The organism is Streptococcus varani (assembly GCF_001375655.1).
Classification (GTDB): Bacteria; Bacillota; Bacilli; order Lactobacillales; family Streptococcaceae; genus Streptococcus; species Streptococcus varani.
Map to the genome: position 1 here is coordinate 282,045 of NZ_CTEN01000004.1, position 23,552 is coordinate 305,596.

23 protein-coding genes, 1 tRNA gene and 1 pseudogene are annotated in these 23,552 nt (G+C 41.3%); 3 read left to right on the top strand and 22 right to left on the bottom strand.

All coding sequences use genetic code 11. From position 1 onward, the window contains the following. A complete protein-coding gene (locus tag BN1356_RS10015) occupies positions 1-1,728 on the bottom strand; it encodes an ABC transporter ATP-binding protein (RefSeq protein WP_093651248.1) in 1,728 nt (575 codons plus the stop codon). Between the two features lie 361 nt (positions 1,729-2,089). Further along, positions 2,090-2,162: transfer RNA gene (locus BN1356_RS10025), tRNA-Thr, on the bottom strand. A gap of 147 nt (positions 2,163-2,309) precedes the next feature. Between BN1356_RS10025 and ald the strand changes: the two genes are divergently transcribed. After that, positions 2,310-3,422 carry an alanine dehydrogenase gene (gene ald, locus BN1356_RS10030; protein WP_093651250.1) on the top strand — a complete coding sequence of 371 codons (1,113 nt, stop codon included), beginning with the start codon at positions 2,310-2,312 and terminating at the stop codon, positions 3,420-3,422. Positions 3,423-3,467: 45 nt separating this feature from the next. On the opposite strand, the gene BN1356_RS10035 is transcribed toward ald, so the two are convergent. From BN1356_RS10035 to rplK, 17 genes and pseudogenes are all read right to left on the bottom strand, one after another. Continuing rightward, entirely contained in the window at positions 3,468-4,973 is a 1,506-nt protein-coding gene (locus tag BN1356_RS10035) for a phosphohexomutase domain-containing protein (RefSeq protein ID WP_093651251.1), read from the bottom strand. Between the two features lie 111 nt (positions 4,974-5,084). Beyond that, positions 5,085-5,585, bottom strand: coding sequence for a GNAT family N-acetyltransferase (locus BN1356_RS10040; protein ID WP_093651252.1), 501 nt, complete (start codon positions 5,583-5,585; stop codon positions 5,085-5,087). Between the two features lie 254 nt (positions 5,586-5,839). After that, on the bottom strand, positions 5,840-6,799 hold the full coding sequence (locus BN1356_RS10045) for a PhoH family protein (protein ID WP_093651253.1): 960 nt from the start codon (positions 6,797-6,799) through the stop codon (positions 5,840-5,842). Positions 6,800-6,889: 90 nt separating this feature from the next. Continuing rightward, positions 6,890-7,522 carry an ABC transporter permease gene (locus BN1356_RS10050; protein WP_093651254.1) on the bottom strand — a complete coding sequence of 211 codons (633 nt, stop codon included), beginning with the start codon at positions 7,520-7,522 and terminating at the stop codon, positions 6,890-6,892. Continuing rightward, on the bottom strand, positions 7,515-8,285 hold the full coding sequence (locus tag BN1356_RS10055) for an ABC transporter ATP-binding protein (protein WP_093651255.1): 771 nt from the start codon (positions 8,283-8,285) through the stop codon (positions 7,515-7,517). Before BN1356_RS10055 ends, BN1356_RS10050 begins: the two co-directional genes overlap by 8 nt. Before the next feature lie 35 nt (positions 8,286-8,320). After that, positions 8,321-9,241, bottom strand: coding sequence for a glycine betaine ABC transporter substrate-binding protein (locus tag BN1356_RS12915; RefSeq protein WP_245620342.1), 921 nt, complete (start codon positions 9,239-9,241; stop codon positions 8,321-8,323). A gap of 51 nt (positions 9,242-9,292) precedes the next feature. After that, positions 9,293-9,895 (bottom strand): annotated as a pseudogene (locus BN1356_RS12920) (ABC transporter permease); the annotation flags it as partial. A gap of 1 nt (position 9,896) precedes the next feature. Then, positions 9,897-10,340 (bottom strand): MarR family winged helix-turn-helix transcriptional regulator, encoded by a 444-nt coding sequence (locus tag BN1356_RS10065; protein WP_093651257.1) that lies wholly within the window; start codon positions 10,338-10,340, stop codon positions 9,897-9,899. A gap of 328 nt (positions 10,341-10,668) precedes the next feature. Continuing rightward, positions 10,669-10,884 (bottom strand): YozE family protein, encoded by a 216-nt coding sequence (locus tag BN1356_RS10070; RefSeq protein ID WP_093651258.1) that lies wholly within the window; start codon positions 10,882-10,884, stop codon positions 10,669-10,671. A gap of 291 nt (positions 10,885-11,175) precedes the next feature. After that, positions 11,176-12,033, bottom strand: a complete 858-nt coding sequence (locus BN1356_RS10075) for a CvfB family protein (protein ID WP_093651259.1) — start codon at positions 12,031-12,033, stop codon at positions 11,176-11,178. A gap of 264 nt (positions 12,034-12,297) precedes the next feature. Continuing rightward, positions 12,298-12,855: a ribosome recycling factor gene (gene frr / locus BN1356_RS10080; protein ID WP_093651260.1), complete on the bottom strand. Its 558-nt coding sequence runs from the start codon at positions 12,853-12,855 to the stop codon at positions 12,298-12,300. 9 nt (positions 12,856-12,864) lie between these two features. Beyond that, on the bottom strand, positions 12,865-13,593 hold the full coding sequence (pyrH, locus tag BN1356_RS10085) for a UMP kinase (RefSeq protein WP_093651261.1): 729 nt from the start codon (positions 13,591-13,593) through the stop codon (positions 12,865-12,867). Between the two features lie 189 nt (positions 13,594-13,782). Beyond that, on the bottom strand, positions 13,783-14,664 hold the full coding sequence (locus BN1356_RS10090; RefSeq protein ID WP_245620334.1) for a transposase: 882 nt from the start codon (positions 14,662-14,664) through the stop codon (positions 13,783-13,785). After that, positions 14,661-15,164, bottom strand: coding sequence for a transposase (locus BN1356_RS10095; RefSeq protein WP_093651262.1), 504 nt, complete (start codon positions 15,162-15,164; stop codon positions 14,661-14,663). Before BN1356_RS10095 ends, BN1356_RS10090 begins: the two co-directional genes overlap by 4 nt. A gap of 192 nt (positions 15,165-15,356) precedes the next feature. Next, positions 15,357-16,991 carry a putative polysaccharide biosynthesis protein gene (locus BN1356_RS10100; protein WP_093651263.1) on the bottom strand — a complete coding sequence of 545 codons (1,635 nt, stop codon included), beginning with the start codon at positions 16,989-16,991 and terminating at the stop codon, positions 15,357-15,359. Between the two features lie 155 nt (positions 16,992-17,146). Continuing rightward, complete coding sequence (gene rplA, locus BN1356_RS10105) at positions 17,147-17,836, bottom strand: 50S ribosomal protein L1 (protein ID WP_093651264.1); 690 nt, start codon at positions 17,834-17,836, stop codon at positions 17,147-17,149. Positions 17,837-17,930: 94 nt separating this feature from the next. Then, positions 17,931-18,356: a 50S ribosomal protein L11 gene (rplK, locus tag BN1356_RS10110; RefSeq protein ID WP_093651265.1), complete on the bottom strand. Its 426-nt coding sequence runs from the start codon at positions 18,354-18,356 to the stop codon at positions 17,931-17,933. Positions 18,357-18,510: 154 nt separating this feature from the next. Here rplK and BN1356_RS10115 point away from each other — a divergent pair, with 154 nt between their 5' ends. Beyond that, entirely contained in the window at positions 18,511-18,867 is a 357-nt protein-coding gene (locus tag BN1356_RS10115) for a DUF3397 domain-containing protein (protein ID WP_093651266.1), read from the top strand. A gap of 212 nt (positions 18,868-19,079) precedes the next feature. On the opposite strand, the gene gloA2 is transcribed toward BN1356_RS10115, so the two are convergent. From gloA2 to BN1356_RS10130, 3 genes are all read right to left on the bottom strand, one after another. Beyond that, positions 19,080-19,466 carry an SMU1112c/YaeR family gloxylase I-like metalloprotein gene (gloA2, locus tag BN1356_RS10120; protein ID WP_093651267.1) on the bottom strand — a complete coding sequence of 129 codons (387 nt, stop codon included), beginning with the start codon at positions 19,464-19,466 and terminating at the stop codon, positions 19,080-19,082. A 1-nt stretch (position 19,467) separates the two neighbouring features. Then, positions 19,468-21,855, bottom strand: a complete 2,388-nt coding sequence (locus BN1356_RS10125) for a DNA translocase FtsK (protein WP_093651268.1) — start codon at positions 21,853-21,855, stop codon at positions 19,468-19,470. A gap of 122 nt (positions 21,856-21,977) precedes the next feature. Then, positions 21,978-22,490, bottom strand: a complete 513-nt coding sequence (locus tag BN1356_RS10130; RefSeq protein ID WP_093651269.1) for a hypothetical protein — start codon at positions 22,488-22,490, stop codon at positions 21,978-21,980. A gap of 271 nt (positions 22,491-22,761) precedes the next feature. Here BN1356_RS10130 and BN1356_RS10135 point away from each other — a divergent pair, with 271 nt between their 5' ends. Continuing rightward, on the top strand, positions 22,762-23,550 hold the full coding sequence (locus BN1356_RS10135) for a peptidylprolyl isomerase (protein WP_093651270.1): 789 nt from the start codon (positions 22,762-22,764) through the stop codon (positions 23,548-23,550). Positions 23,551-23,552: the final 2 nt, after the last annotated feature.

Here is a 23,552-nt window from a genome sequence, read left to right on the forward strand (position 1 = left end):
TTATTCCTCCTCTCCTTGGGCTTGTTGCCGTTGATATTGTTCGTAGTACCAGCCCTCCTGAGCCAGCAATTGATCGGGTGTCCCTTCCTCGACGATTCGACCGTCATCTAGTACCAAGACCCAATCCGCATGGTTCACTGCAGACAAACGATGGGTAATGATAATATTGCTTTTCCCTGCTCGCTCCGCTTGGATATTTTGAATAATCTGACGCTCGGTTCTAGCATCGACAGCCGATAAGGAATCATCTAAAATCAAGAGTTCAGGCTCCCCAATAAAGGCACGCGCAATGGAAATCCGCTGCTTCTGGCCACCTGAAATAGACACTCCACGCTCGCCAATAGTGGTTTCTATCCCATCAGACATCCGCTCCAAATCCTCTTCAAAGGCAGCTGTTGCAATCGCCTGATGAATCTCATCCTTACTGGCATCCACTTTCCCCATGGCGATATTCTCCCAAACAGTCCGTGAAAAAAGGATATGCTCTTGTGGCACATAGCCAATCAAAGCCTCTAGGGATTTACGAGAATAGGCTGTCACTGGCAATCCATTGATAGTAAAAATACCTTCTCCAACCGGATATTGGCGCAAAAATTGACGAATCAAGCTGGTCTTCCCAGAACCAGTCTTGCCGACAATGCCTAGGGTCTGACCGGATGTCAGATGCAGACGAATCCCTTCCAAACTCTTCTTGGAAGCCTGAGAATAGGCGAAATGATAATCTTTCAGGCAGATATCCTCCAGATGGTCAATCTCTATTTTCCCATCTTCTTCCAAATCATCTCCCGTTTCAATCAATTCTTGGAGTTTCCCAAAGGAAGTTTTTCCGGTTTGATAGACCAAGATAAAATCTGAAAGCATGGCAAAGGGTTCCACCAAGGAAACCACATAGAGTTGCAGGGCGACCACCTGCCCCAAGGTCACTTGCCCAGCCTTCATGAAATAAACACCCGACCCCAAAATCAAGACCGTACTGAGCCCCAGCATCACCCCATACATGGGCATATAGAGTGCCCGGTAACGAGCAATAGCATTCCAGCGATCTGCTAGAGCAGCTGTTTTTTGGGCAAAACGACTGGACTGATTGGCTTTTTTGCTATAAGCGCGTGTCACTCGAATCCCTTCCACCGTCTCCAAAACCTCATTACTAAGTTCCGAAATCGCATCACGCGCCTCGTCAATCATATTTTCCATGGGTTGGGAAATCCGATAGGTTCCGTAGGTCATAAGAACAATAGGTACCATCCCCAAAAGGGCAATTTGCCATGAAATCAGAAACATGACTGGGATGACAAAGGCAATCATACCGCCTGCATAGAGGATAATCATCAGACCATAGCCTACCATGTCTTGCAGCATTTCCACATCTGTCGAAAAACGCGTCATCATATCACCAGAGCGGAATTTCTCATAAAAAGGCGTCCGCATAGCGACTAACTTATGAAAGGCCCGCTGTTGCATATCAAATTTAAAATGAATGGACTGCTGGAACAATTTCAAATGCCAAATAAAGGCTGAACCATAGTTGATGACGGTTGCCAGGACTAAAAATCCAACCGTTGCCAACAATCCTTTTTCCGTTAAGGTTTGCTTGGTAATAGCATCCACCAAGCGCTGCACCACCTGAGTCGGAATGACCAAGGTAGCGTCGTAGATAATAAGGGTCACTGCTACCAGCAAATAAACCCACTTATTCTTTCTCACATAATCTAAAACAAGTTTAAACAAAATAATCCTCTTTCTCTCCTCATTACCTCTCAAAAGCACGCAAAAAGCCCATAGTGTTCCTACTCCTCACTATGGGCTTGATTGATTCATTTTAGCAAACAGAAAAAATGACTAATGGAGCTTCTTAGAAAGGAGATTATTCATAAATGGACGGCATACAAAAAATGTCATGTTCATTATTCAGTTCTCCTTTCTTTAAGATACAAAGGCAAAGCCCCTGTTCAATGGTTATTTCTATTGTCTATTTTAACACAAAACGCTTTCATGTCAAGTTATTTTACAAAGAAAAAAATCTGAACGAGCAGATTTGGGGCAACGATAACAAAAACCCTTGAATGACAAGGGTTTTAGAGTTATGATATGCTAGTTGCCGGGATCGAACCGGCGACCTCATCCTTACCATGGATGCGCTCTACCGACTGAGCTAAACCAGCAATACCATATTATTGTACCATATCATTCGTATTTGTCAACGGTTTTTTCTCAAGTAAAACTACTGAAAAGCATGTTTTTCAGGCCCTGACTTGCATTGTTATTCCATTTTCTTTAAAATATAAGATATAGAAAGTCGAGGTGACTCCATGATTATTGGAATTCCAAAAGAAATTAAGAACCACGAGAATCGTGTTGGCATGACACCAGCAGGTGTCTATGCCCTTGTACAGGAGGAGCATACCGTCCTTGTGGAAACGAATGCAGGACTCGGTTCTGGTTTTACAGATGCTGATTATAGTCAGCAAGGGGCTCAAATCGTTGCGACTGCTTCAGAAGCTTGGGCAGCGAAAATGGTAGTCAAGGTGAAGGAGCCTTTGGCAGCTGAATATAGCTACTTACGGGATGATCTCCTTCTCTTTACTTATTTGCACATGGCTCCAGCTCCAGAATTGGCAGAGGCTATGTTGACAGCAAAAACAACAGGTATCGCCTATGAAACTGTTCGCAATCCATTTGGCCAACTGTCATTGCTAATTCCGATGAGTGAGGTAGCTGGTCGTATGTCTGTGCAGATTGGGGCTCACTTCTTAACCAAACAAGAAGGTGGATCTGGTGTTCTCCTAGGAGGTGTACCAGGTGTAGAAAAAGGGCATATCACAATTATCGGTGGAGGAGTCGTTGGAACACAGGCTGCGCGTGTTGCACTTGGTTTCGGTGCAAAAGTAACCATCCTAGATATTTCAGCCAAGCGTTTGGCTGAATTGGAAGACATCTTTGGCAATCAAATCCAAACTCTCATGTCCAATCCTTTTAATATCGCTGAAGCTGTCAAGGATGCAGACTTGGTCATCGGTGCCGTTCTCATTCCAGGCGCGAAAGCACCGAAATTAGTAACAGATGAAATGGTGAAATCTATGCGCCCTGGCTCGGTTATCGTAGACGTGGCAGTAGACCAAGGTGGTGTCATCGCTACTGCTGATAAGGTGACCACTCATGATCAACCTGTCTATGAGAAGTATGGTGTTCTGCACTATGCCGTTGCCAACATCCCTGGTGCTGTAGCTCGTACATCAACTTTGGCCCTAACCAATGTCACTCTCCCTTATATCCTTAACTTGGCTAAGAAAGGCTTCAAGAAAGCTATCCAAGAAGACAAAGGCCTGCTTCAAGGTGTTACAACCTACAAAGGAAACATCACCAACCAACCGGTTGCGGAAGGACTGGGAAGAGAGTATTTGGATATTTTGGAATTGATTTAATCGTCAACAACTGAAAAGAAGCAACCTCAATTGCTTCTTTTTTTCTTACACTAATTCTAATAATTTCGTCTGGTTGACCTCAGGATAAGAGTCAAGAAAGGTCTTAATTTCCTTGAGGACAGCTGGTATAAGTCCTGCTTGGTCATTTTCCACTTGCAAGACAAGCAACGGTTCATGGAGGCTAAGACGCAATAAGAACCAACCTTTACCAAAAGGTTCAGAGAGAATAAAACGGATGCCTTCTTCATTTTCTGGATTAAAGGTCCAACCTGTCACTGAATAATCTTCCAAGTCAGCAATGACCTGACGCCCCAGTGCCTTAAATTCTTCCGTTTCTAATTTAAAGCGCACTTCCTGCGTTTCCACGGGTTGTTTCAAATCTGCAATCAAATCATCCACTTTTTGGCCTTTTTGAGTCAATTGTGGCAAAAGCATGAGAATTTTAGCTACTGCATAGGTTCCATCATCCAAGAAATAATTTTCCTTGAAGGCTGCATGCCCACTGGTTTCAATGGCCAACTGACAATCTACACCAGCCTCATTGGCAGCAATAGCTCGATTAATGACATTTCGGTAACCTGAAATATAGCGAATCTGCTGACCTCCCAATTTCTCAATGAAATCCTTAAGATGATCGGATGTCGGTGAATTGGTCACGATACTGGTGCCAGAATGCTCTGCCAATACAATTTGGCTAAGGATGGCGATCAAGTTATTGCGGTTCAGGATCTCGCCCTTACTGGTCACGACTGCAGAGCGATCCACATCCGTGTCAAAGATAATCCCCATATCTGCTTTATGTTCTAAAACAGCTGACTGGATGCTGGCCATAGCTTCTTTATTGTCAGGATTTGGAATATGATTTGGAAAGCTACCATCTGGTTCCAAAAATTGAGACCCTGACGTATCTGCTCCAAGCACTTCCAGGACAGAATCTGCAAAGAAGCCACCAGCTCCATTTCCAGCATCAACAATGATTTTCATGCCTGCAAGTGGCTTATCACTGTCCACTCCTGATCCTTGACGAATTTTCTCAACCAAGTCCGCCGAATAAGGAGTGAGGATATCAGCAGTCGTTACCGAGCCTTTTTTCTCATTTGAATTGGCTTCCGTATGAGCTAAGATATAATCAATATCTTCATGCTCAGCTCCGCCTTTTTGACTAAAAATCTTGATGCCGTTGAAATAATAAGGCAGGTGACTAGCTGTAATCATGATACCAGCATGGCAGACAAATTCCTCATACTGAGTTGCCATAAACATGGCTGGTGTTGTTGCCAGACCAAAGTCAAGAACTTCAACTCCCTCTGCCAGTGCTTGCTTCACCATATTGTCAACTAGATCTGGCCCACTCAGCCGACTGTCACGGCCAATCCCGATTCGTAAGCGGCCAGCCTGATACTCCTCTTCATTCGATTGACGCAACCATTTGATGATCCCAGATGTGATGCGTTTGACTGCCTCTGCTGTCAAATTTACTTGCCATTCATCCGTTGCAATCGCAATTCCCCGAATGTCTGAACCATTTTGCAATTTAGCCAAATCTGCCATAAAAGCCTCCCCAACGTTAATCTATTATCAACATTTTAGCATATCTTCAGATTGATTGAAAGCATTTACAGAATATTCATAGACTTTCATCAATTCCTGAAAATAATGTTTTCATTTCAGGAATTTTTCCATTAAATAAACAGAATACGTTGACTCCTGACCCTCTTCTCCTGTTAGCAAAAAGCCCTGTTTTTTCCAGAAATTCTCTGACTGCGGGTTCCCCTTCACACAGGCCAAGCGAACCTTATGATATTTCTTAGAAAAGAAGGTCAAACTATCCACGATGAGACGACTTCCCACTCCTCGATCTTGCCAGGAACTGTCTACCATAAACAAACCAATAAAGACAGTCTCCTTATCTGGGTAGCCATATACAAAATCCATGACCGCTACCAGGTCTCTTCCTTTCCAAAAACCAAGGAAAAATTTGTCTTCCGAACTTTTCCCTGGAGGTAGACGAGTCATATCTTCCCACACCTCGACTCCGCTAGGAGTAGGTGGACAATAGTAGAAGTACAAGGGATTAGACTCATATAATTTTAGGACTAGTGGTATATCCTCTCTTGTCAGGATCCGGGCATGATCCAACTGCGATTCAGTTAAGGCAAACATCTCTTTTCTCCTATTATGGTCATTTGATACGTCCTCGTTTTCTACTTAGGAGTGGACAGCACTCGACAAATCAAAAGAGTTCTTCTCATGTCCCAATTTCTAGGTTTCGGTATTATACCGAATTCTACCTTAGAGATCTGAACTTTTTGCCTAGCCTCCTGTATCTCCATTCCTAGTCTAAATATACTAATTCATTCGACTTTATCTAAAGCAACTCTATCTAAAAAAACTACAAAAAGAGCCCTGAACCAGAGCTAGTTTTCTTCTTTCTCATAGGCATTGATAATCTCAGCGACTACTGGATGACGGACCACATCCTTAGCTGACAGATAGACAAAATCAATTTGCTGGATTTTTTGCAATTTCTCTTTGGCATCAATCAGACCTGATTTGACATTGCGCGGTAGGTCAATCTGGCTAATATCACCATTGACAATCATTTTAGAATTGAAGCCCAGACGCGTCAAGAACATCTTCATCTGCATGATGGTTGTATTTTGTGCCTCATCTAAGATAACAAAGGCATCCTCCAAAGTGCGACCACGCATGTAAGCTAGCGGCGCAATTTCTATGATTTCACGCTCCATAAGTCGAGTGGTTTGTTCCTTACCCAAAATCTGGTAGAGAGCATCATAAACTGGACGCAAGTATGGGTCCACCTTCTCCTTGAGATCGCCTGGTAAGAAACCAAGACTTTCTCCTGCTTCCACCGCTGGTCGAGTGAGGATAATCCGCTTAACCTGACCTCGTTTGAGAGCCGTCACCGCAAGTGTCACAGCCAGGAAAGTCTTACCGGTCCCTGCTGGACCAATCCCAAAGACCACATCATGATTCTTGACACTGTCCACATAGACTTTTTGACCCAGCGTTTTGACACGGATAGCTTTACCAAAGTTATCTTTGATGATTTCTTCTTCGTAGAGAGCAACAAACTTGTCAATGGTTCCATTCTGAGCCATAGACAGAGCTGTTACCACATCTGAAGTATTGACCACCATCCCACGACCAACCAAGACCAAAAGGGCTTGAATAGTCAAGCGAGCTACTTCTACACTTTCTTTATCATCACCTAAAATTTGCACCCGCTCGGTCCGAGCATGAATAACAACCCCAATATTTTCCTCAATCAGACGCAAATGTCTTTCATTGGAACCAAAAAGGGAAAGGACATCATCAGGATGTTGTAAGCTTATTTCAACAGAATACTCTTGCAAATAGAGTTCCTCTTTCTTTCGTTTCAATAGTTTTATTATAGCCTATTACAAGAAAAAAATCACGCACCGCGTGATTCCTGAATATAAAAATTACCTAGCAACTAGCTTATCCTCTTTCAACAATTCTTCTATCAGGTAAAGGATGAGGTTGAACAATAAACTGAGTCCAACTGTCAAAAAAATTCCCCAGACCAGTTTTGTCATACTCATGGTACGAAGTCCATCAAAGAGAATAGTCCCCAAACCACCAGCATTTATGGTAGAAGCAATGGTCGCAATAGCGATAATAGAAGAGGAAGCCAGACGCAAACCTGCAAAGACAGAAGACTTAGCCAAAGGCAACTGAATCTTTAAAAATACTTGCCAATCAGTCATTCCCATCCCTCTCGCTGCCTCAATGATAGCGGAGTCCACCTGCAAAAAACCTTCCAAAAAGGTCCGAACCAGGCTGTATTGGGCATAAAGAACCAAAACAATAATAGCTGTTGTCCTCCCTAGGCCTGTCAAAGGAATAAGAAGGGCAAAGAGGGCGAAGGAGGGCACTGCATAAAGTAGAGACAAAAGATAGACCGAAGCCTGTCGAATCTCTTCATGAAAAAGCAGAAATACAGCACTAATACTAGCAAAGATTAAAGCAAAAACCATAGCTAAGCCGGATATTTCTACATGTTCCATGAGTGCTTGAAACAAATAATCCGAAGAAGTTCGTAAATAGTCAAGCATGGACAGCCCCCCACAGAGTTTGCTGGTCACGAGCCGTTTCAATCAATTTTTTTACGAAGTCATTCTTAGGTTTTGCCATGATTTTTTCTGGAGTATCAAACTGAGCAATTTTTCCCTCATCCATAATTAAGACACGTGTTCCTAACTTAAAAGCTTCATAAATATCGTGGGTAATAAAGACAAAAGTCTTATCACGGAGTTTCTGGTGAATCGCTAGAAGTTGGTCTTGCAAAGCACCACGAGTAATAGCATCAATGGCCCCAAACGGCTCATCAAAAAGCATGATATTGGGGTTAGCAGCTAAAGCCCTTGCTACTCCAATCCGCTGTTGTTGTCCACCGGACAACTCACTTGGATAACGATGGGAAAAATCCTCTGCACCTAGCTGAATCAAGTCCATAAGTTCTAAGATCCGCTGATCAATCTTTTTCTGATCCCAATTTAAGAGTTTCGGAACTATGGCCATATTTTCAGCCACTGTCATATGAGGAAATAAGCCTATTTCCTGCACTACATAACCGATTTGGCGCCGAAGAGCAACAGCATCCAAGTCCGCAATGTCTTGTCCATTAAAATAAATCTTTCCAGAAGTCGCTTCAACCAAGCGATTCATCATCTTGAGAGTAGTGGTTTTACCGGAACCAGAAGTTCCTAAAATAGTGATCAATTCTCCTTCTTGAATGGTCAAAGAAATATCATCCACCACCGCCTTATCTTGATAAATTTTAGAGACATGGTCGAATTGAATCATGTTTTTTGTCATAGTGTCTCCTTTAACTTTAAAGAGAGTGAAAGAGACTATTTGTCCTTTATTTTCTCATAGTATTCTTCTGCTACTGCACGATAATCCTCTCCCTCAACATCAACCTTGGCATTGAGCTGGGTCACTGTTTGAGTATTTAAGTTTTTTGAAACTTGGTTGAGAAGAGCAGCCATTTCAGGATTTTCTTCCAGAATCTCATTTCGAACGACTGGAGCTAGATTATAGGGTGGCCAAAAGGCTTTGTCATCCTCCAACAGAGTAAATTGTTGCCTATTAACTAGCTGTCCTTCTGTTGTATAGGCAGGTGTTACGTCTGCTTCATCATTTTCTAAAAGAGAATATTTGAGACTGTTATCATAAACTTTGGTGGATTTCCAGTCGAAAGTACCATAGACTTTTTCTAAGCCAGGAAGACCATCTTCTCGTTGGTCAAACTCACCCTGAGAAGCAAACCGGACCTGATTAGCATGCTTTTGCAAGTCGGAAATTGTTTCAATACCTAGTTTCTCAGCTAGCTGAGTTCGAATAACCAAGCCTTGACTATCATTCGCTGCCGCATAATCCAACCAAGTCAAGTTAAATTCTCTTTCATAACCAGATTTGACAATTTCGTAGACTTTATTAGGATCAGTTTCCATCTTTTCCTTAAGAATGGAAAGCAGTCCCGTTCCTGTATACTCAGGATAAAGATCAATTTCTTTATTGAGAATAGCATTGTGAACAAGGGAGCTAGAAATATTGGACTTACGTTCCACATGATAACCATTGTTTTCCAAAGCCAAGGCATAGATTTCAGCCACAATTAAGTTTTCTGTAAAGTCCTTAGATCCCACACGAATGGCAGTATCAGCTGTCTTAAACCTACTTCTACTATTAAGACCCGTCCAAATGAAACCAACCAGACCCATGAGGATAATTGCCAACGCCCCGCCTAAAATTAACTTTCTTTTCTTCATTTTTTCTTTCTCCCTTGATGGACGACCTTGACTAGATAAATGCTTGATTAAGCCATCAAAAATCAGCATGCTGATAAAAGACAGGGCGGCTACCGAGCCACCACCTAGAAGTAAAAGGTCATAACGATAGAGACCCAAACCTGTGAAAATCAAGGTTCCAAGTCCACCAGCTCCGATATAAGTTGCTAAAGTGGCAGAGGCGATAATTTCAATGAGGGCCAACTTGATTCCATTGAGAACATGTGGAAGGGCTAAGGGAAATGTCACTTTTCCAAGCAACTGCCTCTTGGTCATCCCCATTCCCAAACCTGTTTCAATTAGTGAAGCCGATACTTCTGAAAATCCAACAATTGTGTGGAGCAAAATCGGTGGGAGAGCTAAAATAAGGAGAGCAATGAGAGCTGGAAAATGTCCCACACCGATAAGGGGAATGAGAATAAAGAGTACACCCAGACTGGGGATAACCCTTAGACCCTGAGTCAAGAGAACCGCAATTTGTTTGATTGTCTGATTTTTATAAGATAGATAGCCAAGGGGTAATCCAATCAGAATAGCCAAAAACAAAGCCTGACTACTTAAGAGCAAGTGTTGTCCAACATATCCCCAATAAGATTCTCCATTTTCAGCAAGGTAGCTGCCAATAGCCTCTAGCATCTTAGTTTACCTGGTGACTGTCTAAAAGTTCTTTTAGCGAATTTGAAAAAATCTGTGTAGCCTCTACTAAGGCCTTTTGCTGGTCCGAAGTCAAACTTGCCATTGCCTGAGCTTCATAAGCATTGAGAGGCTCTATCAAAGCTGCTAATTCTTTCTTACCCAAATCAGTCATCATGACCAATTTTTTCCGTTTATCATTTGAAATAGTTTCTAGATAAAACCAACCTTTTCTCATATGATTTTTAACAATGGATTGAATCACCTGCTTACTGGAATAGGTCTTCCTACAAAGAAACTCCTGTGTCAAACCTTGCGGATTTTTATAAAGCCATGTAAAAACCATAAGGAATTTACTATTAATGCCATTCTGACGAGCATAATTTTCAAAGAGAGAGAATTGTTCATCTCTCAAGGCTGCATATTTTTTTGCTTTTTTATTGTTCATTTTATTCTCCTTTATTTCAATTGATAAGCTTAACAAATGATGAATCTCTTTCTATCTAATCATTTTATCCCCATTAGATAAGCTGCATTTTCTAACTAAGAAAAGAGTAACACCATTTCCTCAATCAGTAAAGCACTTTGACTCCATAAAAAAAAATCGCCATTTCAAGTGATACTAATTAGTTTTTACTATAACAAGTAAGTATTGCAATCCCATGTCGATTCTATTACCCCTATGTTGGTCTTAGATAACAGTTGCACGGCCAAAAAGAAAAAAACACCCAAACAGTGATTTTCTTTGACTTTACATTTGAGGTATCAAAGAGTTTCTAATGGGTCAAATATTGTTCCCAAATACGATCAAATTGACCAAGATTGAAAGAAAAACTGGCCGCGTCTTCCAAATAACGACTGACTTCATCAAAGGAGTCTGTGTGTTTTGGAAAAGTTGAATCATCAAAGGCTAAATCTGCTAGAATCGCCAGTGGTTCATTGGATTTTGGGTTTCGTTGGGTCATTAACCATGTATAAAAGGATTTTCTCATCGGTCTACCGCCTTCTCATAATGTTCTTATTGTAGCAAAAAAATCTCAGAAAGTCTGAGATTTTGTAATGTCTTTCTATATCAAAATGCATCCCTTATCAATCTACCATTCTAGATAAGAGAGAAAGGTAGCTCCGGTCAATTAAAATCAAGCAATCAATCCTTTGCTTTACTAGCTAGAAGACTTCTCACTGGTAGAAATCATCTCTTAACTATATGTTCCTTGTGATAATAGACCTGTCAAAACGGACCAATTATTAGCATCTAAAACAAGGCATCTCACTTGTTTTTCTTAGTTGATCAACTCAATTCCGATTGCATCTTGCTTGATTTTCTTAGCTTTCATAAGACCGCCCAGCGCTTTTTTAAATTGTCCTTTTGAAATCCCAAATGTTGCCTTGATATCATCCGGCGATGATTTATCATTAAGCGTCATGAAACCACCATTTGCTTCTAGATAGGTCACAATCATCTGAGCATCATTTTCCAACATTTCAAAGGAACGCGGTTTGAGGGAAAGGTTGAGGGTACGATCTATCTGACGGTAGCCAATAACACGGACTTTCAACTCTTGACCCAAACGCGGCTCCGTATACCGTTCACTTGGATGGATAAAACCGAGCATATTGTTATCTGGTAAGTAAACATGGGTGCCGTTAAGTTTGAGACGGTATACGATGGCGCGTAGCTCTTGGTTCTGCATGTTGTCATAGCCAGGTCCGGCCATTTTTTGAAAATCTTCTGGGAAAGCAAGGGAAGCCCATATGCGGTCTTTCTTGTCAACATAGTATTTGACATAGAGTTGATCCCCTTTTTTAGGCCACAATTCCTTTATTTCAGGCAATATATCTAGTGAAACTACTACCTCTTTATCAGGAAGCCCCGTATCCAAAAAAACACCCAAGTCCTTGCGGACCTCCGTAACCCGACCCCAGCCAAAGTTGGTACGACTGACGGTCACTTCTTTCGTGGTCAACCGCAAACGTTGTTTCATATCAGTATAGGAAAAACCTGTCACTGACTGCCCCAAAGCATGGTCCCCTTCTTCTTTTGCCAAAGCAAAGGTCTGACCATCCTTTTGTACAAAGTAAAAATCCTTATTTTCATCTGTTACCAAACCAGTAACAAAAGTTGCAAGTACTGTATTCATATTATTTCTTTCTAAAAGAGCATAGAAACTCTTTCCTCACGAACTGAAACCAAGGAAGAAATGGCCGGTTGGAAAATCCAGTTCCTATCTTACATGAGAAATATATCATTTCATTGAGTTCCCACTTTAAAAATCTACTAGACCCTTTTCGCATGAAGATCCCTAAATTCAGATGTCCGTCATCCACTCTTTTTTGAGTCCAAAATGAGTCTGAAACGATAATTGTCTCAGACTCTATAAGACTAATAGTTGGAAAAAGAGGGCTTAAACTGCAAGCAATTCTTTTTCTTTTTCTGCTGTCATTTGGTCGATGGTCTTGATGGCATCATCCGTTACTTTTTGGATATCCTTCTCTAGACCTTTCAACTCATCTTCAGTAATCTCTTTCGCTTTTTCAGCTTTCTTAGCTTCATCCATAGCATCACGACGAATATTACGGATAGCTATTTTTGAGTTCTCACCTACTTTTTTCACTTCTTTAGCTAAACTCTTCCGCGTTTCTTCCGTCAGGGCAGGGATAACCAAACGGATAACAACACCATCGGATTGTGGTGTCAAACCAAGGTCAGATGCGTTGAGGGCACGTTCGATGTCTTTCAAGATGGACTTATCAAAGGGCGTAATCAAGAGAACACGTGCTTCAGGTACTGTGATACCAGCAAGCTGATTCAATGGCGTTGGAGCCCCATAGTAATCAACTGAGATACGGTCCAAAAGACTAGCATTGGCACGACCTGCACGGATATTACCAAACTCACGAGCCAAACTTTGATGCGAGTGAGCCATACGTTCTTTAGCTTTTGCTATGATTTCTTTAGTCATAAAATCTCCTTATTTTTCTTCCTTGTTGGAAACAGTTGTTCCAATTGGTTCACCAAAAACAACGCGCTTGATATTACCTGGCTCATTCATATTGAAAACAACCAAGTCGATATCGTTATCCATAGAAATAGTTGATGCAGTCGCATCCATAATTTTGAGACCACGGTGAATGACTTCACGGTGAGTCAGTTCATCAAATTTAACGGCATTCGCATCCTTATTTGGATCAGCATTATAAATACCATCCACACCATTCTTTGCCATAAGAATAGCATCCGCTGCGATTTCTGCAGCACGAAGAGCAGCTGTTGTATCGGTTGAGAAGTAAGGGGAGCCGATACCCGCTCCGAAGATGACAATACGATTTTTTTCCAAATGGCGAAGGGCACGACCACGAATATAAGGCTCTGCCACATTTTGCATTGGGATGGCTGTTTGGACACGAGTATCCACACCATATTGTTGCAAACTATCGGCCATGACCAAAGCGTTCATAACTGTCCCCAACATACCGGTGTAGTCAGCTTGTACACGGTCCATACCTGCTGCTGCTGCGGGTTCTCCACGCCAGAGGTTGCCACCACCAATAACCAAGGCGATTTGGATACCTGAATCATGTACTTCCGCAATTTCCTTTGCCATTGCTTGAACAGTCGCTAAATCGATACCCGTACCTTTGTCACCTGCAAGTGCTTCTCCAGACAATTTAATGAGAATACGTTCGTATTTTGGTTTCATCGTTCCCTCTTACTCCTATTTTTAATCCTTATTATTCTACCATAAAATCTAATTTTTAAATAGTATTATCTCTATCAAACCATTCCCCTTGTTGCCTTTTTCTCATAATTTCGTATATTTTTAAAAAGAATGGAGAGTGGACTTGTCCGCAGAATGGTATTTTTCTAACCTTGACTAGTCATTTCAAAGCTAATCTTGAAAAAAGGCGTTATACAATAACTCTATTTCTTCACATTGATCATCTACCCAGAAGACTTGACCTGACTGGTTATAGACAATATCAGTATCTAAATATTGTCGTGTTTCCTCCTCTTTCCATCGATGAGGTGCATCAATAATAGGGAGAATATCCGCATCCTCTAAGAGGTGTTGAAGCGGTTCACCGCTGTAACCGCGATCTGCCATCAGATACTGAGCTCTGTCTAAAACTTTCTCACTTAGGTGACTAATCATCTTCTTAGCGACAGTCTGTTCCCCCTTTGAAGCAGGTGTCACTTCCCAGGTAATCGGGAGTTCGTAATGGGCATCCACGATGAGATGACAGCGAAATCCATAGTAATTTTCTTTTTTCACGTACCCATTTTTACCATGTCTTTCTTTACAAGTGAAATCGGCATCCAGATCAGATCGCTTATCTTTTTTCTTTTTCTGACCATAAGGAGTCGCATAACTTTCAATTAGTTTCCCATCTAAAGCCAGTTCCTTACCGAAATCAGGAAGGAGCTCATAGAGGCCTGAAACTCCTGACTGAACCCAGTACTCAACATCGGGACAGAGTTCTACCAAATCTTGAATAAAACGTGAAAAGGCCGATTTGGAGGGAGCGTGAACCAGTTTCCTTGTTCCGTTCTTTAATTTGACACCGTGCGTTTCAAATCCACATATTTGTCGAAGCTGACTATTCATATTCAGATGCCGAATCAATTGTTGGTCGGTTTCCAGCTGTAAAATAAATTTAGACACGTAGGCGATGAAGTAAGATTGAACACTATAATCTCGACGTCCATGACGACGTCTTTCTTCCAGACACTGGAAGAGGTTGGTTTCTGGCAAACCATCCAGAACAGTCAAAATTTTTTCTTTTTCTGACCATAAGGAGTCGCATAACTTTCAATTAGTTTCCCATCTAAAGTCAGCTCCTTACCGAAATCAGGAAGGAGCTCATAGAGGCCTGAAACTCCTGACTGAACCCAGTACTCAACATCGGGACAGAGTTCTACCAAATCTTGAATAAAACGTGAAAAGGCCGATTTGGAGGGAGCGTGAACCCGTTTCCTTGTTCCGTTCTTTAATTTGACACCGTGCGTTTCAAATCCACATATTTGTCGAAGCTGACTATTCATATTCAGATGCCGTATCAATTGTTGGTCGGTTTCCAGCTGTAAAATAAATTTAGACACGTAGGCGATGAAGTAAGATTGAACACTGTAATCTCGACGTCCATGACGACGTCTTTCTTCCAGACACTGGAAGAGGTTGGTTTCTGGCAAACCATCCAGAACAGTCAAAATTTTTTCTAAATCACCCATTTCATGGTCCTCAAAGAGGTTGAGTTGTGTTATAATTTTCATGTGAGACCTCGCTAATAGCTATAGTTTGCACTACTATTATAACGCTTTGACGTTGAATGATGGCTCATAAAGGGAAAAATCGCTACAGACCGTGGCGATTTTTCTTTTTAGGTGATCCTTAAACCTTGATAAATCTAAGTTCAAGAAAAAGGGGAATGATTCCTATCAAAAAAACCTGTTTCCAGGTTTCTCTTACGATATATGAAGTTTCCGTCTCAAGGCATCCGCTTTTGCCCCAATCAGTTTATCCAACTGACGGGTCTTAAGAGTCAAGTAAGCATAGATGAAGACACCGACTGAACCAACTGTTAAGAGATGAAGCACACTGGCGATTCGACCAACAGGCGGAAGAAGTTGACTCAGACCAATTTCTAGAACAAAAACGACAAGTCCCATCATGAGGGAAAGAATACTAATCCCAACAACATTTTTCTTGACAGCAATTTTATTAATACCGATGACCTTATCTACTCGACGGAAAATCAAGGCATTGGACACAAAGAGGCCAAAAGCAGTCGACAAAAGCGGGCCGTAGGCATGGAATAAATAAATAAAGGGAAAATGTAGGATAATTTTCACCGCTAAACCTGTGAGAAAGAAGATAATTCCCTTGCGATTTTCAAAAACCCCTTGAATGACGACGCCAAAGAGCGTATAAAGTCCTTGGAATAAAATAAGAAGCAAATTAGCTCTGAAAAGACCGATTGCTGCTGACTCTGATGCCCCATAAAAGACCACATAGAGAGGTTTTGCCATGATAATTGTGCCAACGATAGCTGGGATGATAACAATGGACAACATCCGAATATTATCTGTAATCAGATTGGATGTCCCCTTGATATCCTTCTTAACAAAAGACTCTGTAATCATTGGGATGGCCACACTACCAATGGAACCCGCCACCCCGATAATAACCATCGTAATCTTACTTGGATTGGAAATCATGTAAGAGTAATCCACCAAAAGTTCTTTATTTGTGTAACTAGTGATGGTTTCCATAAAGTTAACAAAGGTGATTTGATCTACAAACTGATAGAGTTGGATAGCTGACCCGATAACAATCAATGGGATGGCTTCCTTTATCGTTTCAATAATCAAAGCCTTGAGGTCAATGGAGATAACTGAATCCGGTTTTTTGAGGACGCGACGGATATAAGAACCTTTTTGTAAGGCAAAAATCAGAACAGCGATGCTAGCAATCATTCCGACAAAAGCACCAAAGGTCGATTGCACCACTGCTTTTAGATAATCTCCCGAGCCCATTTTCATGATAAAAAATGTTGCTCCCCAGATCCAGATAACACGAGCAATTTGCTCAGCTATTTGGCTGATAGCATAGGGTTTCATATTATTGTGGCCCTGGAAAAAGCCTCGCATGATACTCATAGCTGGGAAGATGAGGATAGGTGGCACCAGACTATACATAACCGGTGTCAGTAGTTCCTTTGAACCAGACATATCCGCTAAGATGGGAGAAAAAAGGTACATGAATCCAGCAAAGACTAGCCCCAAGACCAACATGAGTTTGAAAAATTCTCTAACTAAATAGTAGGATACATCCTGTCTATCCAAGGCATTGTACTTAGCGATTTGTTTTGCCATTGCCGTTGGCAAGCCAACAGTTGAAATCAATAAGAAGGTAGCATAAACCTGATAGCCCATATTAAAGAGGGCATTGGCCTCGAAACGATGTTCTCCCATCCAGATAAACCAAGGGATAACATAGATGATACCTAGCAAACGACTGATAAAGTTCCCAGCTGTCAACCAGGCCATGCCACGTACCATGGTTTCCTGCTGGTGGCTTTGCTGCTTATTTTCTGACATGATCTTCTCTTTCATTTTTTCTATTCTGAATTCTCATTATAAACTTTTCCAAGAAACTTGTAAAACCAAAACATTTTTTGAGTCAGAGGCATTTGACAGTTTTTCAGTCTTAAGAAAAATAAAAACATGACCAAGGCCATGTTTTTATTTTTTTATTAAAGTGAATTAGGATCAACTTTGATACCAACACCTTGTGTAGTAGTGATGGTTACAGAAGTCATATAAGTCCCTTTAGCTGTAGCTGGTTTAGCTTTAGCCATTACATCGTGGAAAGCTTTGAAGTTTTCGACCAGCTTGTCAGCTTCAAATGAAACTTTACCAATGATAGCTTGTACGATACCTGCTTTATCCGCACGGTAAGTAATTTTACCACCTTTAGACTCTTCAACTGCTTTGGTAACATCCATAGTTACTGTACCAGTTTTAGGGTTTGGCATGAGGTTACGAGGGCCAAGCACACGACCAAGACGACCAACAAGTGCCATCATATCTGGAGTCGCGATAACGACGTCAAAGTCCAACCAACCGCCATTGATTTTAGCAACCAAGTCATCTTCACCAACAAAATCTGCACCAGCAGCTTTTGCTTCTTCAGCTTTAGCACCACGTGCAAAAACCAAAACGCGTGAAGTTTTACCAGTACCGTTTGGCAATACCATTGCACCACGGATTTGTTGGTCAGCTTTACGAACGTCAATGTTCAAGTTGTAAGCAACTTCTACAGTTGCATCGAATTTTGCAAAGTTAGTTTCTTGTGCAAGTGCTACAGCTTCTTCTACGCTGTAGGCTTTTGTGCTGTCGATTTTCTCAAGAGCAGCACGTAATTGTTTGCCTTTTTTAGCCATGTTAATTTTCTCCTTGTAATGTGGTTAAATCGATTTTCATCTCCCACGTCACTCAGTTAATGATGAAGTGAGCGGGTCATGGAATCCCAGCTGATTAGTCAGCTACAGTGAATCCCATAGAACGAGCAGTACCTTCGATCATACGCATTGCAGCTTCAAGATCTGCAGCGTTCAAATCTGGCATTTTAGTTTCAGCAATTTCTTGTACTTGTGCACGAGTAACTGTTGCAACTTTTGTTTTGTTTGGTGTGCCTGATCCTTTTTCAACACCTGCAGCTTTTTTCAAAAGAACAGCAGCTGGTGGTGTTTTTGTGATGAAAGTGAATGATTTATCTTCATACACAGAGATAACAACTGGGATGATCATACCAGCTTGATCAGCTGTACGAGCGTTAAACTCTTTTGTGAATCCCATGATATTGACACCTGCTTGACCAAGAGCTGGACCAACTGGCGGAGCTGGAGTAGCTTTACCTGCAGGAATCTGAAGTTTTACAAGTTTTTCGACTTTTTTAGCCATGATATAAAATCCTCCTATTGTGGTTTTGGCGGTAATTTCAGATTTTTACCTCCCACAAATATGTGATTTACACATACCTTTTTATTATACACGAAAACCAAGAAAATGCAAGCTAAATGTTTACTTTTTCTCTTTTTTCTTATAGAATAAAGCTATGACATTCTTGAAATTTGCATCTCTATTATTTATCCTCTTAAACCTAATCATTTCCATTCTTTTGGTAAAATTGCTCAAGTTACAAAAAAGAGGCTGGAACTTTGCTGACATCGCCTTTCCTTTGTTTGCTGTAGAATTTTATTTGATTACGGACAAGGCTTATTACCATAGTTTTCTTCCACACTTAATCTTGGCTCTCTCTATCCTAGCTATCGTTATTGCCTCCCTTTTTCTGTGGAAAAAAAGAGATTTTACCTATGGTCGCTTTTTCAAATTATTCTGGCGAGCTGGTTTTCTCCTTACTTTTCTTATCTACCTGGCTATGACCATATCTCTTTTCCTTATAAAAAATTAGCAAAAAGACCCAGATGAACTGAGTCTTTTTTTGATATCCTTAGCCACTTAAGCTTCCACATCTCTCAGATTTGGAGACTTGAAACTGTAAATAAAGAAAAGAGCATTTTTTCTCCGAAGTCTGAAAAATTGATTTCTTAATCTATCGATTTTCTCTCTAATCTCAAAACTCATGAAGAAAGTGTCTCCCGGACTATTTCTTTTGGCTTACCGTCATTCATGAATTTCCAGAGGTAGACCGTCTGGATCAAAGAAGAAAGCCATCTTCTTCCCATCAAAATCATCTACTCGCAAGCCTTGATGAGGGATGGCCAGTTGGTCAAACTCAGCCAAGCAGGCTTCCACATCTTCCACTTTAAAAGCCAGGTGGCGTAGACCTGTATGTTCTGGATGGGGATAGGCAGGTCGTAGCGGTGCATCTTCTTTAATAAAAATTTCTAAGATCAGATGGCCTTTTTGGACATTGAAAAGGATGTCCTTTTTTTCTGGACGGATATGTTCGTCAAGTGGATGAAAACCTAATTTATCAACATAAAACTCTCTCGTTTTTTCGTAGTTTCGCCCGATGATGGCGATATGGTGAACGGTATCTAATTTCATCTTACTGAGTCTCCAATACTTTACGTGGCTTGGTCCCTTCGGCTGGACCGATGACGCCTGCTGCTTCTAGTTCTTCCATGAGACGAGTTGCCCGGTTAAATCCAACTGAGAGGCGCCGTTGAATCATAGAAGCTGAAGCCTTCTGAGTTTCTAAAACCAGGGCCCGTGCCTCCTCAAAGAGGGGATCAGAACCATCATCACTAGAAGTTCCTGAACCTGAATCAAAATCTCCATCCGATACTTCACCAGGATCAAAGTTTTCATCGTATTCAACATCTGCTTGATTTTTAATAAAGTTTACAATAGCCTCTACATCTCCATCCGAGATGAAAGAACCTTGCAATCGAACTGGGTGACTTTCCCCAATTGGACTAAAGAGCATATCTCCTCGTCCCAGTAGTTTTTCAGCCCCATTGACGTCCAAAATGGTCCGACTATCGGTTCCACTGGATACAGCAAAGGCAACACGGGATGGAACATTGGCCTTGATAAGACCAGAAATAACATCTACAGACGGCCGCTGTGTAGCCAAAATCATATGAATACCAGCTGCCCGTGCTTTTTGTCCCAGTCGGATGATCGCATCTTCCACTTCCTTACTAGCCACCATCATCAGGTCAGCCAACTCATCCACAATAACCACAATCAGTGGTAAAGGAATTTGTTTTTCCTGCGATTGCTTGTTGAACTCAGCTACCTTATCATTATATCCCTCTAGATTGCGGACTCCAAGATGGCTGAAAAGTTCATAGCGTTTTTCCATTTCGTCTACGACTTTTTGAAGAGCGCGCGCAGCCTTGCGAGGATTTGTCACAACAGGAATCAAGAGGTGAGGGATATCGTTGTAAACTGATAATTCAACCATCTTTGGATCAATCATCATAAACTTGACCTGATCCGGTCCAGCCTTCATGAGGATAGAAGCAATGATACCATTAACGGCCACCGATTTACCAGAACCGGTCGAACCAGCCACCAATAAGTGGGGCATCTTTGTCAAATCAAAGGAGCGAACAGAGCCATTGACAGCCTTCCCAAGAGGAATATCCAACAGTTTACCAGAATCTGTTTTTGACTGCTCCCAGAGCTCACGGAAAGGTACCATCGCCACTTCCGAATTAGGCACTTCTATACCCACCAAAGATTTCCCCGGGATAGGTGCTTCGATTCGGACGTCCTTGGCAGCTAAGGCCAGGGCTAAGTCATCGGCTAGGTTGGAAATTCGATTGACACGGACACCGACAGCTGGTTTGACTTCATACTTGGTAACAGATGGACCAATTTCAGCTCGCTCCACCGCTACCTTAATACCAAAGCTAGCAAAGGTCTCCTCCAATACTCGGATATTTTCTCGGACAATTTTCTTTTCATTAGATTGGCTCTTAACCTTAATGGGAGCCAACAAATCAACCGTTGGTAATTTATAGGCTAGGCCATGCTTTGGCTTGAAGTCGATAACAACATCTTCAAGGACCTGTGCTTCTTCTTGATCGCCTTCTTGAGCAAGAATTTCTTCCTGAGCCAAATGGATGGGAAATTCATCTTCCGGCAAGATCTCTGAACTGAGCTGAGCCTTAATGGAGAGTGGGAGAGCATGCTCCTCAATTGCAGGTTCAACGTCAAGAATTTCCCCTGTCTCCAAATCAACCTTATTATCTAGTTCTTCCAGCAAACGAGCCTGTCTTTGAGACTCTAGTTCAGCTTCAAAAGCCAATTCTTCTTCCAAACGTTGAGCTTCTCTGAGTGCATTTCTTTCAGCTTTTTCAGCCTCTTTAATAGCTCTTTTTTCAGCACGAATAGCCGATTTTTCCTTGTGTCTTTCTCTCAGATAGGCAAAACCGTCGGCTAAATCATAAACTGTCCAAGGACTCATGAAAAAGAGACCAAAGGAAATCAGCAGAGCTCCTATAAAAAAGGTGCCAATGTTGGCAAACAGGAAAGAAATTGGCATATAAAGAACGCCACCCAGAGCTCCAGCGCCCAAAAACTCCTTAACTTGCATGAGTTTCATTTCATTAAAGGCCAATTGAACCGTATGTTGGAGAAGTTGGCTACCCTTATAATGCAAATCCAAATAGGCTTGAAATTCTAGCAGAACACCTGCAAAACAGAGAAGAAAGCCAGAGATGATACCTTCATGCTTGGTAATCTTATTCCAAAAAAGAATGGCCATAAGCAATCCAGCCATCAAAAGGTAGGTGGCCGAACCAAAGAGCAATCGCAAGAGATTATAGGCCGTTACACCCAATACTCCCATCCTAGTTGCTGCAAAAACTAACAACAGAATCAGAACAAGTCGGATCAGAATAGACTTGATTTTCTTTCTTTGAGCCAATTCCGCCTTAGTTGGGCGGCGAGTTGACTTCCCTTTTTTTATCATTTTAGACATAATTCCCTCATTTTAAGCAATATCATTTCATTCTACCACAAAGCTACCTATTTTTCAGCAAAAAAGCAGATGCTCCATTCGGTTTGCATCTGCTACTTTTCATACCATTTTTCATTATCACTTTAAAATTTCTTTTTAGGATGACGATCAATAACCTGGGGGTTATCATCAATGGCTTTGCTTCCTTTTTCTGTCAATGCGTATCCACGAACCACAAAGAAACTTCCTAATTCTTCTTCAGAAAAATGATCTTTTAAGGCTTGATCTAAGTCTGCTGCTTTCATTTTTGACAAACCCTTAACATCTTTTGTTTTTAATATTTTTTTCTTTAGGCCAGCAGCAATATGGTCCAAGGAATCAAAGGCAGACTCTTCAAACGCGTATCCTTTAGCAAGCAAGGATTGCATGTGTGTTGGTCCATCAATTCCATAAGAATACTCGAAATATTTACTATAAACTGTGTCATTGGTAAAGGTACCAAAACGAATCCGCCAAAGTAAGATAATATCTCCAGCCAGTAATCCCTTGCCTAAGAGTTCCATATTTTTTCTAGGAACGGGTTTAAAATCTTCTGTTTCCAAATCACGATCTGGTGAAATATAAGGTTTGACTTCATAATCATCATATAGTGCCATAAAAATTCACTCTCTTCTTTCTGATTAAACTAGTATATCACAGTTTAAAATTTTGTGATATAATGTTGATTACGAGGAGTGCTAGTCTATTTTTCATCAAAGAAAAGAACTATACTTGTTATAGTTTACCAGCTTAAGAGATTCCCTTGTCTATTGGAGCAAAAGGAAATTTGCAAGCGCAGAAACATTCCTTGCATGGAACTAAAATTACAACATTTATCAGTAATGCAATTCTTATCGCTTATTACAGACATTTTTAGAAAGGTTTATTATGAAAAAGTTTCTTTACTTAACTTTAGCTTCAAGTTTACTTTTGGCGGCTTGTTCTTCAAAAAAAGAGGTACCGGCAAACTCCTCTGAGACACCTGCTCAAACTTTGGAGACCGATACTGTCAGCAAATATGCTAAAGATTTGGCCTATGCCATTAACAATCCAAATGCCAACTTCCCACAATTATCAACAGAAATTGCGGACAATGAAGCAGCCGTAAAATTGAAGACAAATCTTGGGGACATTACTCTCAAACTTTTCCCAGAAGAGGCTCCTCTGGCTGTTGAAAACTTCTTGACCCACGCTAAGGAAGGCTACTACAATGGAATCATCTTCCATCGTGTGATCAATGGTTTTATGATCCAAGGTGGTGATCCAGATGGAAAAGGAACTGGTGGCCAATCTATATGGGCTGGTAAAGACGATAAAATTGATGCCGGAAGAGGGTTTAAAAATGAACCATCTGCTTTCCTCTACAACATTCGTGGGGCCCTGGCTATGGCGAACGCGGGAGCCAACACCAATGGCAGCCAATTCTTTATCAACCAAAATCCAGCTGACGCCTCTGGCCAACTCAGCAGTGCAAAGACACCAAGTAAGATCATTGAAGCCTACAAAAATGGTGGAAATCCTAGCTTAGATGGCGGATATACTGTCTTCGGTCAGGTAACCGAAGGTATGGATGTTGTTGATAAGATCGCAAGTAGTCAAACGGATAGTAGCGACAAACCTACCAGCAATATTACCATTGATAGTATCGAAATCCTCAAAGACTATACCTTTAAATAAAC